The sequence below is a fragment of the Chryseobacterium sp. JV274 genome, assembly GCF_903969135.1.
GTDB lineage: Bacteria > Bacteroidota > Bacteroidia > Flavobacteriales > Weeksellaceae > Chryseobacterium.
Window position 1 is genome coordinate 4986165 of sequence record NZ_LR824569.1, and the last position, 16070, is coordinate 5002234.

General features: G+C 38.2%; 13 protein-coding genes. 10 read left to right on the top strand and 3 right to left on the bottom strand.

The annotated features are described in order from the left end of the window. The first annotated feature begins 17 nt into the window (after positions 1-17). The gene (gene hxpB / locus CHRYMOREF3P_RS22970) at positions 18-665 is read left to right on the top strand and encodes a hexitol phosphatase HxpB (RefSeq protein ID WP_077414673.1); all 648 of its coding nucleotides are present in this window, start codon (positions 18-20) and stop codon (positions 663-665) included. Between the two features lie 131 nt (positions 666-796). On the opposite strand, the gene CHRYMOREF3P_RS22975 is transcribed toward hxpB, so the two are convergent. Beyond that, entirely contained in the window at positions 797-1423 is a 627-nt protein-coding gene (locus CHRYMOREF3P_RS22975) for an RNA polymerase sigma factor (RefSeq protein ID WP_077414671.1), read from the bottom strand. Between the two features lie 242 nt (positions 1424-1665). Here CHRYMOREF3P_RS22975 and CHRYMOREF3P_RS22980 point away from each other — a divergent pair, with 242 nt between their 5' ends. The 8 genes from CHRYMOREF3P_RS22980 to CHRYMOREF3P_RS23015 all read left to right on the top strand — a co-directional run bounded on the left by CHRYMOREF3P_RS22980 (position 1666) and on the right by CHRYMOREF3P_RS23015 (position 12174). Further along, entirely contained in the window at positions 1666-2622 is a 957-nt protein-coding gene (locus CHRYMOREF3P_RS22980) for a FecR family protein (RefSeq protein ID WP_232539085.1), read from the top strand. A 49-nt stretch (positions 2623-2671) separates the two neighbouring features. Next, positions 2672-5959, top strand: a complete 3288-nt coding sequence (locus tag CHRYMOREF3P_RS22985; RefSeq protein WP_180565601.1) for a TonB-dependent receptor — start codon at positions 2672-2674, stop codon at positions 5957-5959. A 308-nt stretch (positions 5960-6267) separates the two neighbouring features. Next, positions 6268-7560, top strand: coding sequence for a hypothetical protein (locus CHRYMOREF3P_RS22990; RefSeq protein WP_180565602.1), 1293 nt, complete (start codon positions 6268-6270; stop codon positions 7558-7560). Positions 7561-7636: 76 nt separating this feature from the next. Next, complete coding sequence (locus CHRYMOREF3P_RS22995) at positions 7637-8560, top strand: T9SS-dependent choice-of-anchor J family protein (protein ID WP_077414665.1); 924 nt, start codon at positions 7637-7639, stop codon at positions 8558-8560. Between the two features lie 178 nt (positions 8561-8738). Next, positions 8739-9482 carry a hypothetical protein gene (locus tag CHRYMOREF3P_RS23000; protein WP_228408694.1) on the top strand — a complete coding sequence of 248 codons (744 nt, stop codon included), beginning with the start codon at positions 8739-8741 and terminating at the stop codon, positions 9480-9482. Between the two features lie 6 nt (positions 9483-9488). Continuing rightward, positions 9489-10829, top strand: a complete 1341-nt coding sequence (locus CHRYMOREF3P_RS23005) for a S41 family peptidase (RefSeq protein WP_180565603.1) — start codon at positions 9489-9491, stop codon at positions 10827-10829. Positions 10830-11102: 273 nt separating this feature from the next. Then, positions 11103-11372, top strand: coding sequence for a hypothetical protein (locus tag CHRYMOREF3P_RS23010; RefSeq protein ID WP_077414659.1), 270 nt, complete (start codon positions 11103-11105; stop codon positions 11370-11372). A gap of 79 nt (positions 11373-11451) precedes the next feature. Beyond that, a complete protein-coding gene (locus tag CHRYMOREF3P_RS23015; RefSeq protein WP_180565604.1) occupies positions 11452-12174 on the top strand; it encodes a sterol desaturase family protein in 723 nt (240 codons plus the stop codon). A gap of 8 nt (positions 12175-12182) precedes the next feature. On the opposite strand, the gene CHRYMOREF3P_RS23020 is transcribed toward CHRYMOREF3P_RS23015, so the two are convergent. Next, positions 12183-12605, bottom strand: a complete 423-nt coding sequence (locus CHRYMOREF3P_RS23020; protein WP_077414655.1) for a MarR family winged helix-turn-helix transcriptional regulator — start codon at positions 12603-12605, stop codon at positions 12183-12185. Between the two features lie 50 nt (positions 12606-12655). Here CHRYMOREF3P_RS23020 and CHRYMOREF3P_RS23025 point away from each other — a divergent pair, with 50 nt between their 5' ends. After that, complete coding sequence (locus CHRYMOREF3P_RS23025; RefSeq protein WP_180565605.1) at positions 12656-14905, top strand: ATP-binding cassette domain-containing protein; 2250 nt, start codon at positions 12656-12658, stop codon at positions 14903-14905. 130 nt (positions 14906-15035) lie between these two features. On the opposite strand, the gene CHRYMOREF3P_RS23030 is transcribed toward CHRYMOREF3P_RS23025, so the two are convergent. Then, positions 15036-16070, bottom strand: coding sequence for a phytase (locus CHRYMOREF3P_RS23030; RefSeq protein WP_077414651.1), 1035 nt, complete (start codon positions 16068-16070; stop codon positions 15036-15038).

Genomic DNA, 16070 nt, shown 5'->3' on the forward strand with positions numbered 1-16070 from the left:
AATTTATCATTCAAAAAATGGCTTTAAAAGCAGTAATATTTGATATGGATGGAGTCCTGATAGATTCAGAAAAATTCTGGACTCATGCAGAGCTTGATGTATTTTCGTCTTATGGAGTACAGGTTACAGAGGATCTTGCAGTACAAACCAAATACATGACCACTCAGGAAGTGACAGAATTCTGGTATGAAAGATTTCCATGGGAAAATTTTGATGCGTCTGATCTGGAAAATAAAGTAGTCACAAGAGTGATTGAAATGATACAGACCAAAGACTGTACAATGTCCGGTGTACAGGAGTTTATCAGACATCTTAAGAATAAAGAATATAAAATAGGGCTGGCAACCAATGCCCCTTTGCGTGTGGCACATATTGTTCTTGAAAAACTTCAGGTTCGTGATCTGTTTGATACCGTCCATTCGTCCGAATTTGAAACCCAGGGCAAACCTCATCCTGCGGTATATCTTACCTCTGCAAGAAACCTTGGTGTTTCTCCTGAATACTGCATTGCTATTGAAGACAGCCACTCAGGATTAAAAGCAGCAAAAGATGCAGGAATGCAGACCATTGTTTTCACCAATAATGATGAAAGCATTGATTCTGATCTTGCCGACTTTAAAATATTGAACTTTAGCAATGCTTTATTGCCGGTGTTTAGTGAATAGTAAATAATAAATAATGAATGGTGAATAGTGAGTCCGCTTCGCTGTGAATTTTAAAACGTGCTATAAAAATTGACCATTGCCTGCGTAGCAAATTGACGATTGACGCAATTATGAATCATGAATCCCACCTCTCAATACCTCATCAAAATCTCCATCAGCAACAGGATAGAGACCAATTTCTTAGACGACTGATATTCCGGATTCAGTTGTTCACGGATTTCCCCCAAAGCTTTGCTTAATTTATTACTTACCGTCTTATTGCTGAGTCCCAAAGCTTCTGCAGTTTCATTAACGGACATGTTTTTCCGGATCCTCATATCATATACCTGCTGTTCCGTTGAAGGAAGCTGGGCAACCACTTCATCAATCATCGATAATAAAGTATTGATCTCATTTTCTTCAAGAATTTCAAAATAATCTGTATCCGATATCTCAAATTCATTGGGGATATCAAACTCGTCAATACTCAGCGTGAGAGGAGCTTTTTTATAACTGTTATAAAAGTCAAGGATACGGTAATGAAGATGGCGGAGAAGATAGCCTTTTGCACTTTCTGAATCGTCAGTTTGTATTACATCTGTATTCTCAAGAATCTTTACCCACAGGTTCTGAAGGATTTCCTCAGCGATTTCCTTATCCCGGGTCCGTACAAAGACAAAGCTATATAGACTATCCCAATATCGGTCATACAGCAGCATAAATGCAGGACGGTCGCCTGATTTTATTTTCTTTAATAATGTATAGTCTGTTGGGCTCATATTGTTGATGCAAAATTACCTAAAGGAAAATTAACTTTTTGTGAACTTTGGGTGTGGTAAGATTAAATATTTCTGAAAAACGGGAACAAAATAGTGGGTTAATGTTGGGTAAATGTGAAAAATGGTGAAAATTATTAACAATTTGCTCATAATGTGAATATAACGTTAAGAATGCCCTGGGGAAGTTTTTCATTTTCACTGTCTTATAGATAGAAGTATCTGTGAATACCATGAAAGACTTTATGAAAAATCGTTTAACATATAAAAATATTGAAGCCTTTGTTTTCAGACTTTGGGAACGGGAAGTTTCTGAAGAATCAATTTCTGAAAAGGAAAAAGAACTTTTAACAAAATGGAGAATCCGTACTGAAAAAGATCTGGATGCTGTTCATAGAAAAGAATCCAGAGAAAGAGTATTGTCGGGACTGGAGCATTATTTTCCTCAAACAGATCGTATTTCTATACATTCTGTAAAAAGGTTTAAAACACATCTATATAAAATTGCAGCGGTTATTATTCTGCTTTTGTCGTTGGGAGGTATTTTTACGTATACAATGTTCATTAAGCCTGATGTTTATCTTGCAAAATCAGAAAACCGTATTGTTCATCTGGAAGACGGGTCTGTGGTTACCCTTTTACCAGGAGCGGAACTTACCGTTGAAAAATCATTTCCTGCTTCTACCAGAATTGTGGATTTAAAAGGAGATGCAATCTTCTCCGTAGCCAAGTCAAAAATACATCCTTTTGTAGTGCGTGCTGATGGTTTCAGTACTAAAGTTTTGGGAACTGTATTTAAAATCTCACAGTCAGGAAAGAGAAAAGCGGTTGATCTTTATGAAGGGAAGGTGGCCGTATCTTCTCCGGGAGTTCCGGTTTCTTTCCTGAAACCAAATCAGAAATGGACAAATTTCGGGATTGCACGTACTACAGCGGTTATTTCAATACGTCCGGTGAAAAATGCGGCCAAGAAAATTTCTGCAATACTGTCTTTAAGCTTTAACGATGTTCCTTTAAAAGAAGTGGTAGCTGTTCTTGAGAGTAACTACAACACAAAAGTATTATATCCTAAAGATGCTGAAGACAAGAAGATAACTGCTGACTTTACCGGAGGAACGGTAGGAGAAAATATTGAATCACTGGCCTTCATCCTGGGATTGGAAGTACAGAAAAAAGAAAACACCTATATCCTGAAAAAATAAAACATTACTCAAAAAATTAAATAATCATAATCAAGAGAACACTTTAAGTATGAAAAGTTTGAAATGTAGGATTACCATAGCAGCCTTATTTTTTACTGTAGCCACAGAAGCACAGGAGCTGGTTCAGAAAGTAACATTTTCTGTACCTGCCAACAGACCGTTGATTGAAGTTTTGGAGGAATTTGCCGGAAAAACAGGAATGAGACTGGCCTATTCTAAAGTAGATATTAAAGAGCTGAAGGTAAAGGGAGTAAAATGTGAAAATACTTCTGTTAACAACTGTCTGAAGGATATTACCAATGGACTTCCTGTTGTGTATCGTCTGCATGGTGATCTTATTTCGATAAAATATGAAAATTCTAACATTTCGGTATTGGGAAACGGGCGTATTTCCGGTAAAATAGTGGATGAGGTAGGAAATCCCATTACCGGAGCTGAAATTACTATAGCCCGGAAAACTGTAGTAACAGATAATAACGGAGATTTTACGGTAGATCTTCCCTCGGGAACCTATAACCTTACAATAAAAGCTCCAAAATACAATACGCTGAGAGTTGAAAAACTATCCGTCATCAATAAAGAAACAAGTTCCGTATCATTTGCCCTGAACAAAGCTTCCGATAAAATCACAGATATTAAAGAGGTCGTAATTACCGCCGCCCGTAAAGCAGATACACAGGCAGGGCTCCTTGCTCAACAGAAAAAAGCGGCACAGATGAGTGACGGTATTTCAGCAGAGCAGATTTCCAAAACACCGGACAGCGATGTAGGAGGAACTCTGAAAAGAGTAACGGGAATTACCACTATTGATAATAAATATGTAGTCGTAAGATCTATGGGTGAACGATGGAATACAGCAGCCATGGACGGAATTAATCTCCCAAGTACGGAAGCTTATAATCAGAATTTCTCATTTGACATCATTCCTACAGCCATGGTGGAAAGTGTAGTGGTGAGTAAGTCTGCAACACCCGATATGAACGCCAGCTTTGCAGGAGGTTATGTAGAAGTGAGAACCAAAGATATTCCCAATGAAAATTTTACAACCGTAACAATGGGAACTTCTTATAATGATCAGTCGGCATTTAAAGAATTCCTGACACGCAAGCGGGGAAAGTATGATTATTTTGGATATGATGACGGAAGCAGGGATTTCCCCAAAGGACTGGAAGCCATGAACTGGACGGATCCGAAATTTTTTGAACAGTCCAAACAATTTACCAATGATAATTTTAGTACCTACAAAACCAGAGGTGACATGGGATCTAATATACAGCTGGCCCTGGGAAGAACTTACGCTCTGAGGAACAATAATAAATGGGGATTTGCCGGAGCATTTGTCATCAGAAACGAACAGAATAAACTGGATATCGACCATACGGGAAGAGGAAACTGGCTGGATACAACAGGAATGCCGGATGCCAATGGGCAGATTCCGTTTTACAATTTCAAAAACAGCGGAGCTTCCTACAATTATAATTCTACGCTCGCTGGGATGTTGAATTTCGGGTTACAGCTGGGAAAAAATAGAATTTCATTCCGTAATTCATATACCCATATTTTTGATAATACTTTGACAAGAGTTACAGGATGGAATGAATATTCAACCGGGAGCGGAATGGCTGCCAATGCTGAATTAGCCTATAATTATTTTTATAACGGAGTTATTCCCAATAATGATCCGGCTCAGATCAAAACATTAGACAGACCTTATACCGATAATACCAATTACCCGATTTTTCAGACCCTTTTGCAAAATAAGCTGGAAGGAAGTCATAAAATAGGAAATACAGAGATCAGTTGGTTTGGAGCTCGCACAGGAGTTTCTTCCGATACCAAAGATTATACACAGTATATCACCCGGTATGATTTTATCGGAAATGAAATTTTAGCCTTTCATAAGATCTATAATTCCGGAGCAGATTTCTACAGAGGATATATTGAAAACAGAGAAACAGACTACAACTATGGAGCTTCTGCGAAATGGGATATGGACGCAGGAAGCTTTAAAAATACTATTAAAACCGGATATGCCGGAGCTATAAAAAACAATACCAACCAACAGCAGAAGTTTTTCCTTCGTGTTGATGAAAACCGGGACGTTCCGAATAGCGAGAAGAACTATTTGACGATGTATGGTTCGCTTGCTGACTGGTTTAATGGCTCCCATTATGTTCCGGGTGGTATTGGTTGGGAAACCAGAGGACTTTATAAAAATGACAAATATGAAGGAGAAGTTAATCAGCATGCCGTATATGTTATGTTTGACAACCGTTGGAAGAAGTTAAGATTGGTATGGGGGCTTCGTGCAGAATATTTTAAGTACAATATGATTTCTCAACAGCTGGATCCCTCAGATTCCAAGTATATCATGAGAACTGCGATAGAAGATAAACCATGGCAATGGATGCCTTCTGTGAATTTCACATACAGTCCTACCAATAAAATCAACCTGAGACTTGCTTATAATAAATCAGTAATACGCCCTCAGTTTAATGAAAGAACAGGGCTTCCATATTTTGATCCAATCGCCAATGGGTTAATTTACAATACAGAAATGAGTTCTTCAGTCATTAATAATTATGATTTCAAATTTGAATGGTTTCCGGGGCTGGGCGAGATATTTTCTGCAGGATTGTATTACAAAAATATAGACAGGCCAATTGAACGTGAAGGGCATATTTCCAGTGAAGGGAATCTTTTCTTATACAACGGAAATTCAAAAAATGCAAAGCTGATAGGAGTGGAAGCCGAAGTAAGAAAAAGTTTAGGCTTTATTGCGGACGGAACTTTTCTGGAAAAGCTTTTCATAAGCGGAAACTTTACCTATAACCATACGAAAGTAGTGGCCTTTAAAGACCTGTATAAAACAGGTGATAATGATGAAACGTATGAAGTGAAACGACCGCTTTACGGACAGACTCCTTATGCCTACAACCTTGGATTGGTCTATGATGGAAGCCGTTTGGGACTAAGCTTTTTGTATAACGCGAAAGGAGATCAGTACATCACGGTAGGATATGCTTACAAAGGAGAGGAAATACAGCGTCCTTATGCTGTAGCCGATGCACAGCTTTCTTATAAATTCCTTCGTAACAGAAACTTTGAAGTGAAATTTAATGTAAGAAACCTCTTCAACAGGGTGAAGGAATATTATAACAACTTCAATTCTTATCTCGCTGCCAAAAATGGAGGAGGAAGTAACGTTGGTACAGAAAGAGAAGCATGGGATCTTCTTCCGGGAGCAACAGATAAGTATGATAAAAATATTGATAAGATCATGTTTCGGGCGTACAGCGGAAGAATGTTCAGCCTAAGTGTGAATTATACTTTTTAAAAAGAAGACACCAAATATATAATATAAAAGAGCTCAGGATAGCACCGTACAGGTTTCGGTAACCTGATCAAAGACTGGAAGAATACTGATGAAGCGCACAGCAGTACCGGTTCAGAAAAAAACCGAGCGTTAATGGCTTTTCCCAGGTATTAACGGTTTCTATGGGAACTTCCCCAATGCAGCTCCTCCTGCAGTGACGGATGAATTCTAAAAACCAAATCGAAGGAATAGAGAGGCAGATATTCCTGAATATTAAAAAACTGATCTGGTATAAAATAACACGACCGGATTTATTAAAAATTATAACAATGAAAAGACTAACTCTAATTGCAGTGGCAGCATTATCTCTTACAGCTTGTCAAAACGATCAACTGGCGGATTCATCATCTCCATTCGAAATGAAATCTACTTCTGCTGAGTACCTTACAGCTTCGGCTCTTCCGGTAACCAGCGTAAGTGGTGCTATTACTACAAATACTACATGGAGCGGTGTAGTTGAATTAGATGGAGTTGTAACCGTAAAAAATGGTGCTACATTAACAATCCAGCCGGGTACATTCATTAAAGCTAAACCAAACACAAGCAATACTGCTACAGGAGTTTTGGTAATTGCTAAAACAGGAAAAATCAATGCAGCAGGTACTGAAGCACAGCCAATCATCTTCACAAGCTACAAATTGCTGGACGGAAATGAAGATACAACTGCTGCTCCTGGTGATTTCGGAGGAGTTATCATATTAGGAGATGCTCCTACCAACACTCCTTTCACAAAAACAATTGAAGGATTATCTGGTCCTGATTTCTATTACGGAGGTACTAATGCTTCTCACAACGGAGGAACATTGAAGTATGTACGTATTGAGTTTGCAGGATTCGATCTTTTAGCTCCAAACTCAGGAAACGAAATCAACGGACTTACTTTAGGAGGAGTAGGAAACGGAACTACTCTAGATCATATTCAGGTATCTTTCGGAAAAGATGACTCTTTTGAATTCTTCGGTGGTACTGTAAACGCTTCAAACCTTGTTTCTTTCGCTGCGGATGATGATAACTTCGATTTTGATAACGGATATACAGGAACTATTACTTGTGCTCTTGCTTTGGCAGATTACAACTCTACACACAGTCTTAGCGGATCAAGCCCGGATTCTAACGGTATTGAGCTTGATAACAACGCAGACGGTTCTTCTACATCATTGTTGACTCACCCGGTTATCAACAACCTTACGATCGTTGGTTCTAAGAACTCTACTAAAGGTGCTTTGTATGAAAACGGTATCCACATCAGAAGACACGGAAGATTAACATTAAATAACGCTGTGGTTACAGGTTACCCTGTGGGTATTAAAGTAGAAGGTACAGGTTCTGAACTTTCTTCAGCTTCAGCATACAACACAATCCAGATCCACGGATTTACTACTTCAGTTACAGGTACAGGAACAGCAGGAATCCCTGCATCTAACCTGGCGACTGGTACTCCTGCATCTCTATGGGGTATGAGCCAGCCTTTCTTCAACGAAGGTGGTTGGAATGTATCTCCAAGAAACTGTGGAAACTTCCAGGGACTTTGGACAAAATACAATTTCTCAATTGTAGAATAATAAAAACTTTAAAAAAGCAGGGAACAGCACATGCTGATTCCTTGCTTTTACTTCAAAAACCTTAATAATCAGCATTATGAAAAAAATAATTTTATCATCTGTTCTGTTTTTATCTCACATGGCTGCAGCACAGTCTCTGGTATGGGGAAATTCTTTTGATACTCCTGCTGACCTTCAGGGATGGACTTTCCATGATTTGAACAACAATAGCAACGGATGGGTACAGGGGCAGAATATCTATCACAACGGAACATCCTTAGCATATGGAACTGCCGGCGTTCTTCGTCACTCTATCAGTTTGGTTCCAAGTGGAAGTGTTACAGGATTTGGGGCAGAAAATGACTGGATTATTTCTCCTCAGATTGATCTTACCAATACTGCAGGAACTGTTACTCTGGCTGCCTATATCGGGAGACAGAGATCTACTCATACTATTGTTGCCAGAGAACTTTTTATCTATGTAAGCACACCACAGAAAGAAGTTCCTACATTATCAGATTTTCAGGCAATGACCGTAGATGCAAGTGGAAATGATGTTCAGAGTATTTATAAAATACAGGTAGGTGACTCAGCCAATCCCTTTCCGGCTGATCTTACCCAGTTTGTAGAATCCCTTGTAGATCTTTCTGCTTTTGCAGGGAAGAAAATCTATATCGGAATGTGGTCAAACAGAAAAGCAAGCGGAAATAATGTCCAGAATATCAATATTGATGAAATGGGAATCTACGCTACTTCATTTTTGGGAACTAAGGATGTAAAAAGAAACAAAATTGTAACACAAATAGCAGAAAATCCGGTAAAAGAATCTCTACAGCTGCAGCTTAATCCGGCATTGAAAGAAAATATGACGGCGGTAAACATTTACAACGCAGCAGGACAAAAAGTACTTACCGCTCAGTATTCTAAAGCGATCAATACAACAGGGCTTACATCTGGAGCTTATATAGCAGAAATTACAGATGGAAAGACTACGGAAAGGTTGAAGTTTATTAAAAAATAACCCTTCTTCTCTTAGAAACTGATTTTAGAAACACCATGAATTTTTAATATAAGATAATGGATAGTATTTGATAAAGACTATCCAGAACATATCCAACTAGTTTTTTTATAATTATATATTGCCCTGCTCTCGGGTAGGGCAATATTTTTAAGTTTTACAATGAAATAATTGAAGAAAGATGAACAGAATCTTTGCATTACTACTATTATTTACTGTACTGTTTTCATGCACAGACAACAACACGATGGAGTTGTATGATAAGGTACAGAAACCTGGAGAGGTTAACATCAAAGGATTTTCCAAGCCTGATGTCCTTCAGTTGAGGTTGAATGGAGCACCTGTATCCATTGACGGAAAAACGTCTTATACCAATAAAATAGAAACGCAGCTTCAGTTTGTCCTGGATCAGGGTGAAACCAATAAGCTGTCTGTATATAATAATGAAACAGGTACCGAAATTGCAAAATACAATATTACTTATGACAATATAAATGATTATAAAAACTTATACTTTTTCAATCTTCCGGGGATTTATCTGCAGACTTATGCGGTAAAACCTCAGGTTAATCTTGGAAAAGTAGGGTTTGAATTTATTTTCCCTAATCTTGGCGAATTTTCCGGAACCACCCTGAAAGATGTGAAAGGCGTTCTGAAAAGAGAAAATGGAGTGGTGCTGGCAGAATTTGACAACATTGGGAAAGACAATTTTACCGCAGTGAAAATCTATAGTTTTTTCAGTTCTGCAGCTCCGGTATACCTGGAATTGTACAAACCCGGAACTACGGTGCCTTATTCCGGATCTAAAATGATTCAGGTAAAATTGAAACAGCACACAGGGGCAAACATGATTGTTCTTCAGGAAAAAATGGAAAATGGAGAATGGGTGGTAAAAGGAGATATTGATGTCGCAGAATATCTGTAATTGCGTATGAAAAATTTTTTTAAACTTCAATGCATTGCCATCGCAGTCTTTCTCATTTCGTGTACGAATAATAATGACGAAAGCGCACCTGTTTTTCCGGAAGGAAGTACAGAATCTGTGAATCTCTGGGTTCAGGACAGTATGAAACGGTACTATTATTGGGCAGATCAGATGCCTGCAAAACCAGATTACCGCCTTCCCGTAAAAGATTTTTTTAAAAGTCTGCTTTCTTCCCAGGATCGGTTTTCTTTCATGGTCAATACTGAAGATTCTTCTACCTATCCACGTTCCATAAGGAATATGTACGGTTTTGATTATACCGTTGCCAAGCTTGCCAATAACCAGGTTGTTACAATCGTTAAGCTGGTTCTTCAAAATTCTCCGGCTTTCAATGCGGGGCTGGAACGGGGAATGATTATGACCAAAATCAATGGAAAAGTTATTACAGCAGCGAATGCAGAATCAATGGCCGCATCTATTAAAGACCAGACCGTTGTAGACCTCACCGTAGGAAAATGGCAGAATGGAGCGGTTGCTGATGAAAAAAATATTACAGTTTACTATGGCTTCTCTTTTGAACAGCCCATTTTATCTAAAGTTTTTGAGAAAAATGGTAAAAAAGCAGGATACCTGTATATCTACGATTTCCCAGACGAAATGACACAAACTCTGAACCAGAAGTTTGCAGAATTTAAGGCTGCCGGAGTACAGGAACTCATTCTTGATCTCCGCTACAACTATGGAGGTTCGGTGTCCTCTGCCGCGGCTCTTTGCTCACTGATTCCTTCAGGGCTGTCGTCTGGTTCGCCATTCATTATTTTTAAAGGAAATAAAAACGGAGGAGAAGTAAAAAGAACATTTGCCCAGCAGATCGCTTATGATCCCAAAGCTCTTGATTTTACTACTTTACGTGCCAATGCATTGGGACTACAGAAAGTATTTATTCTCACATCCAACAGTACAGCATCTGCAGCAGAAATTGTCATCAACAATCTGAAGCCGTATATGCAGGTTATTCAGATCGGGGATACTACGCTGGGTAAAGATATGGCTGGATTTGTAGTGGAAGATAAGCGGAAACCGAGAAAAATTTCCTGGCAGATTCATCCGGTAATTTATAAAGTATTTAATGCCAGCGGAACCGGAGAATACAGCAATGGAATTTCTCCACAGGTCATGATCAACGAATATGCCGGGCTGCCACTATTACCGTTGGGCGATCCTAATGAAACTCTTATTTCTTCTGCCCTTAACGGAGGCTATTTCAAATCTGCAGCTCAGGAAAAGACCGGAAGCGTAAAAATTCTATATCAGAGTAATGTACCTCCGGTGATGATGGAAAAATAGAATTTGGATTGAAAAGACAAAGAAAGAAAATGAATGTCAATATTTTAAACCATTAAGAAGTTTGAAGAAATAAAGTATAGTTAAGATCAATCATTCTGATCTTAAGTTAAAGCGAAGCTTGATCTTAATAATCTTAACACCTTAATACAATCTTAATGGGGCAAGAAAAATTAAAAGGTTTATTTAACTAATAAAAAATAATATATCGAATAGTAAAAGGATAAAATCTTTTGCCCTTTTACCTATTCAGGAACACCATAAAATCACAAAATCATGCAGGGAATAGAACCGAAACTTCACATGAACCTGACCAGCCGTATTGAATATTACCGGCTGTTGATAGAAGCTGCAGAAGATCCTGAAAGCCAGCCTTCGGATGTAGCGACGCAGATTTCAGAGCTGGGTCATCTGTATGAAGAATATCTGCTTAATAAAAAGAATCTGGAGAACAGCATCAAAAACTATCGGCAGTATCATAATGATTTACGGAAAAACCTTACCGTAAGACTTCGGGAACTTAGAAGAAAAGCAAGACAGAAATAATACCTGAAATTTACTTTATCAGCTGATTTTACAATGAAATTCTTACCTTTATGACATCAAGCTGAAGGATGACAGGTTTATGAATTTTAATCACACAGAACTTTCCGGTTATTTGCATCTATTATGGCAGTTTTCCTGGCCGCAGTGGATCATATTCAGCCTTATCATTAACGGTTTTCTGTACCTGTTTTCTATAGGATTATATGTTTTCATTGAAAAGACTTGCCGTAAAAGTCAGCTGCAGGAAAAAAACCATCCCGTCACAAGATCCGACTTCTATCTCAGTCTCTTTACCATAATCTGTAACAGTTTTGTTATGCTGCTGGGAGTTTTCTTATGGAAAAACGGATGGATTGTACTTGGAGAAACTCAATCGGTAGTCAGGATCATAGCAGAAGTTGCAGCTTTGCTTCTTTTGATGGATCTTCTGATGTATTTCTTTCATTATGGAGCCCATTTGCCTTTTATCTACAAAATACTGCATAGAAAACATCACGAGCATGTAAGTACCAATTTTCTGAGTCTTTTTGTTCTGCATCCTTTTGAAACAATTGGATTTGGATTGATGATGCTTGCTTTGCTTATTGGATATGATTTTTCTGTAATTTCTATTTCCATTTATCTTATGCTGAACCTTATCTGGGGAACCATAGGGCATCTGAACAGAGAGTTTTTTCCGGCCTCATTTGACCGCTTGCTGGTAGGAACAACAAGATTTCATAATCAGCATCATTTGGATGAAAGCAAAAACTTTGGATTTTATACTTCCATCTGGGACAGGGTATTTGGAACCTATAAGTAGGAAAAGTATTATAATTTTACATGATTCAGCACTTTGCTTAGCAGGTAATTGAAATTTTTCAGTTCTTTAGAAGTCAGTATAGAAGCCGTCTGTCCTGTAATATTTTTACGGAAAGTTTCCGAATTTTCTATAATAAACCTTCCCTTATCCGTTACTGAAAGATTGAATTTCCGATGATCTGTTTCTTCCTGTTTCTTAATAATCAAATCATTGCTGATCAGAAATTTCAGCTGCTTCGAGATGGCTGCCTGGCTGATATTAAATGCTGTTGAAATTTCCCTTCCTGTGGCTGTTTCTTTTCTTAAAATAAATTCAATGATATTATAATGAGCAGCCGTTACTCCATTGATATTTCCCCGGTTCATATGAGCCAGAATAAGACATTGGAAATTTGTAAATGTGTTAAAAAATTCTTTTTCAATGGGTTTCATGATAAATATACTTAACTTAGTTAATTATTAACAAAGTTAAGTATTTTAAAATGGAAAATATAGAAATTACCAATGCCCGGCAAAATAATCTCAAAAATATTTCCATAAAAATTCCAAAATATAAGATCGTGGTTTTTACGGGAGTATCAGGATCCGGGAAATCTTCATTGGTTTTTGAAACCATTGGAGCAGAAGCTCAAAGGCAGATTAATGAGACCCAGAACAGTTTTATCAGAAACCGTCTGCAGCATTATGGTCTGCCTGACGTAGATAAAATTGAAAACCTGAATGTTCCTATCATCATCAATCAAAAGCGGTTAGGAGGAAATGCCAGATCTACCGTGGGGACGGCAGCTGATGTGTCTGCTTCCTTAAGGCTGCTATTTTCGAGAATGGGAAAACCCTTTGTAGGATATTCCAACGTTTTTTCATTTAATCATCCGCAGGGAATGTGCCCGGAATGTGAGGGGCTGGGTTTTGTTCAGACCCTGGACGTGAATGCTTTAATTGATCGTGAAAAATCTTTACATGAAGGTGCAATCCGTTTTCCGACCTTCCAGCCGGGTGGATGGCGTTTAACAAGATATACTTTGTCCGGCTATTTTGATAATGATAAAAAGCTGAAAGATTTTACTGAAAAAGAATGGGAGATTCTGCTGCACGCACCTGAACATAAGCCTAAGCATCCACATAAAGAATGGGGGAAAACTGTAAAATACGAAGGAATTGTTCCAAGAATAGAAAAAGCGTTCCTGAAAAAAGATTCTAAAGAAAACATCACAAGAAAAGATGCACTGAAGAATATTGTCATCACAAAAACCTGTCCCTCATGTGAAGGAAAACGATTGAATGAAAAAATACTGTCCTGTAAGATCAAAGGAAAAAGTATTGCGGATTGTATGGCACTTTCCGTGGATGAACTGCTTGAGTTTATTACTTCGCTGGATTCAAAACCATATGAAGTTATCATCAAAGAACTTTCAGCAAAACTCCAGAATATGATGACCATCGGGTTGCAGTATCTGACTCTTGACAGGAGTACCAACACCCTTTCCGGAGGAGAGTCTCAACGTATAAAAATGGTGCGGAGTCTTGGAAACAGTCTGATAGATCTTTTATATATTTTTGATGAGCCCAGTATCGGTCTTCATCCAAAAGATCTCCAGAATATTATCACCATTATACAGCAGATCAGGGATAAAGGAAATTCTGTCTTGATTGTAGAGCATGATCCGGACCTGATAAAAATGGCAGACCATATTATTGATATAGGCCCGGGTTCAGGAAGAAATGGAGGAGAAATAATATATGAAGGGACATTTAAAAACTTAAAGGCCTCAACTGGCAAAACAGGTTCTTATTTTGCAAGGAAACCGTTTATAAAGCAAAAATTCAGAAAGCCTGATGGCTATCTGGAAATTAAAAGTGCCAACAGGTACAATCTTAAAAATGTGACTGTAAGTATTCCGACCGGAGTAATGACAGTCGTAACTGGAGTTGCAGGATCCGGTAAAAGTACGCTTATTAATCGTATTCTGCCGGAGCTTTATCCTGATGTGACCATTATTGATCAATCTTTATTTGCTGCAAGCACTCGTTCCAATTTGCTTACGTATCTGGGGATATCAGATATTGTGCGCAGGCTTTTTGCACAATCTAATCATGTTTCAGACAAACTGTTCAGCAGAAATAGCGAAGGAGCCTGTAAAAACTGCAAAGGATTGGGAACAGAAAAGATTGATCTTGCTTTTATGGATGATATTGAGCAGCCTTGTGAGGTTTGCGGAGGTTCAGGATTTGATCCTGATGTGCTGCAATACAGATACAATGGAAAAACAATTGTGGAAGTTATGAATATGACAGTTTCTGAAGCAGTATCTTTTTTTAAAGAAGAACCTGTTCTCAAAAATTTTGACCTGCTAATACAACTGGGACTTGACTATCTGACTCTTGGACAAAGGCTGGATAGCTTTTCCGGAGGTGAAAGACAGCGCCTGAAACTGACAAGAGAGCTGAAAAACACCAATCAGATCATTATTCTTGACGAGCCGAGTACAGGGCTGCATCCAAGTGATACACAAAAACTGTTGACTTTTTTTAACGGTCTTGTAGATCAGAATAATACGCTGATTGTCATAGAACATAATCTTGATATTATTGCACAGGCAGACTGGATTATTGATATGGGGCCAGGTGCCGGAAAATTTGGAGGGAAAGTCTTATTTGAGGGTACTCCGCCGGAGCTGTTGAAGAACAAAATGTCATTCACCGCAGAGTTTCTGAAGAAACATATTCAGTAAGATAAAATAATGAAGAGTATTAAGTTGAACTGTATTGTCATTGCGAACCAAAGGTGAAGCAATCTCATAAATGCGGTTCAACTTAATACTCTTAAAACCTTATCGGCCTTAATGGCTTAAAGGTTAATTTTTATTTAGTGGCTTTCACAGCAGATTGAATAGCTTTCTCAACCATTCTCCAATCATAAAAATGAAATACTCTGCCATTACTCATCGCAACGAAAACTCCTTTAGGAAATTTGGGTCCTAAATTAACATTTGTCACCTCAGAACCATCACTTTCCAGCGTAGAAACGGGAATTTCGGCAATTTTTCCTTTAGACTGATCCTCTCTCAGATATACATTGAATGTATCATTCTGCTGATTCGAAACAAGAATATATCCTTTTCCTTGAGAAGTAGGATAGATTGAAATTCCTTCCACATCAGATTTAAAATCTCCTTTCCCGAAAACCGATAATTCTTCATTCCCTTTGGCCGGATCTGCATAATATTTGTGAACGCCAAACTGTTCATCAGAATAATAAATATAGCCCATTTCATCATCTACAGCAATACTTTCAATCTCTTTCAGCCCGCTGTATTTCCCGAATTTACGAACAACTTCTCCTGTTATAAAACCGCCCTTTTCAATCAGTTTATATTGCCAGAGGTATCCGTCATCCGGACCTGATTTTCTTCCCACAACAGCAAATATTTCTTCTGTCTGCGGATTTTTATAGAGAGAAATTCCCATCGGATCACGTTCAGATTCTCCATCAAATACAGAGATTTCTCCAATTTCTTTCAGCTCAGGAAGCGTATATAACTTTACTTTGTTGGTTTCCCTTTCCGTTACAGCGGCGATATCTGTTTTTTTGCCATTTAGTATAAAACCATATTCCAGATCAACGTTATTGGGACGTTTCAATCCCGAAACCTTATTGATAATTTTTCCGTTAAGGTCAAAAGCATACAATCCTCCGTCGGTATCTTTATCGGTTCCTATGATGATGCTTTTTGAGGCATCCTGTGGATTAATCCATATGGCGGGATCATCAGTATCATGAACCACTGTTTCTGTAATAACAGCTGGTTTTAATTTTTCCGCTAAATCTTTCTGCCCTGTACAGTTGATCACAAAAGGAAGAACTGAAAGAGCCAATATATAATGTATATTTTTCAT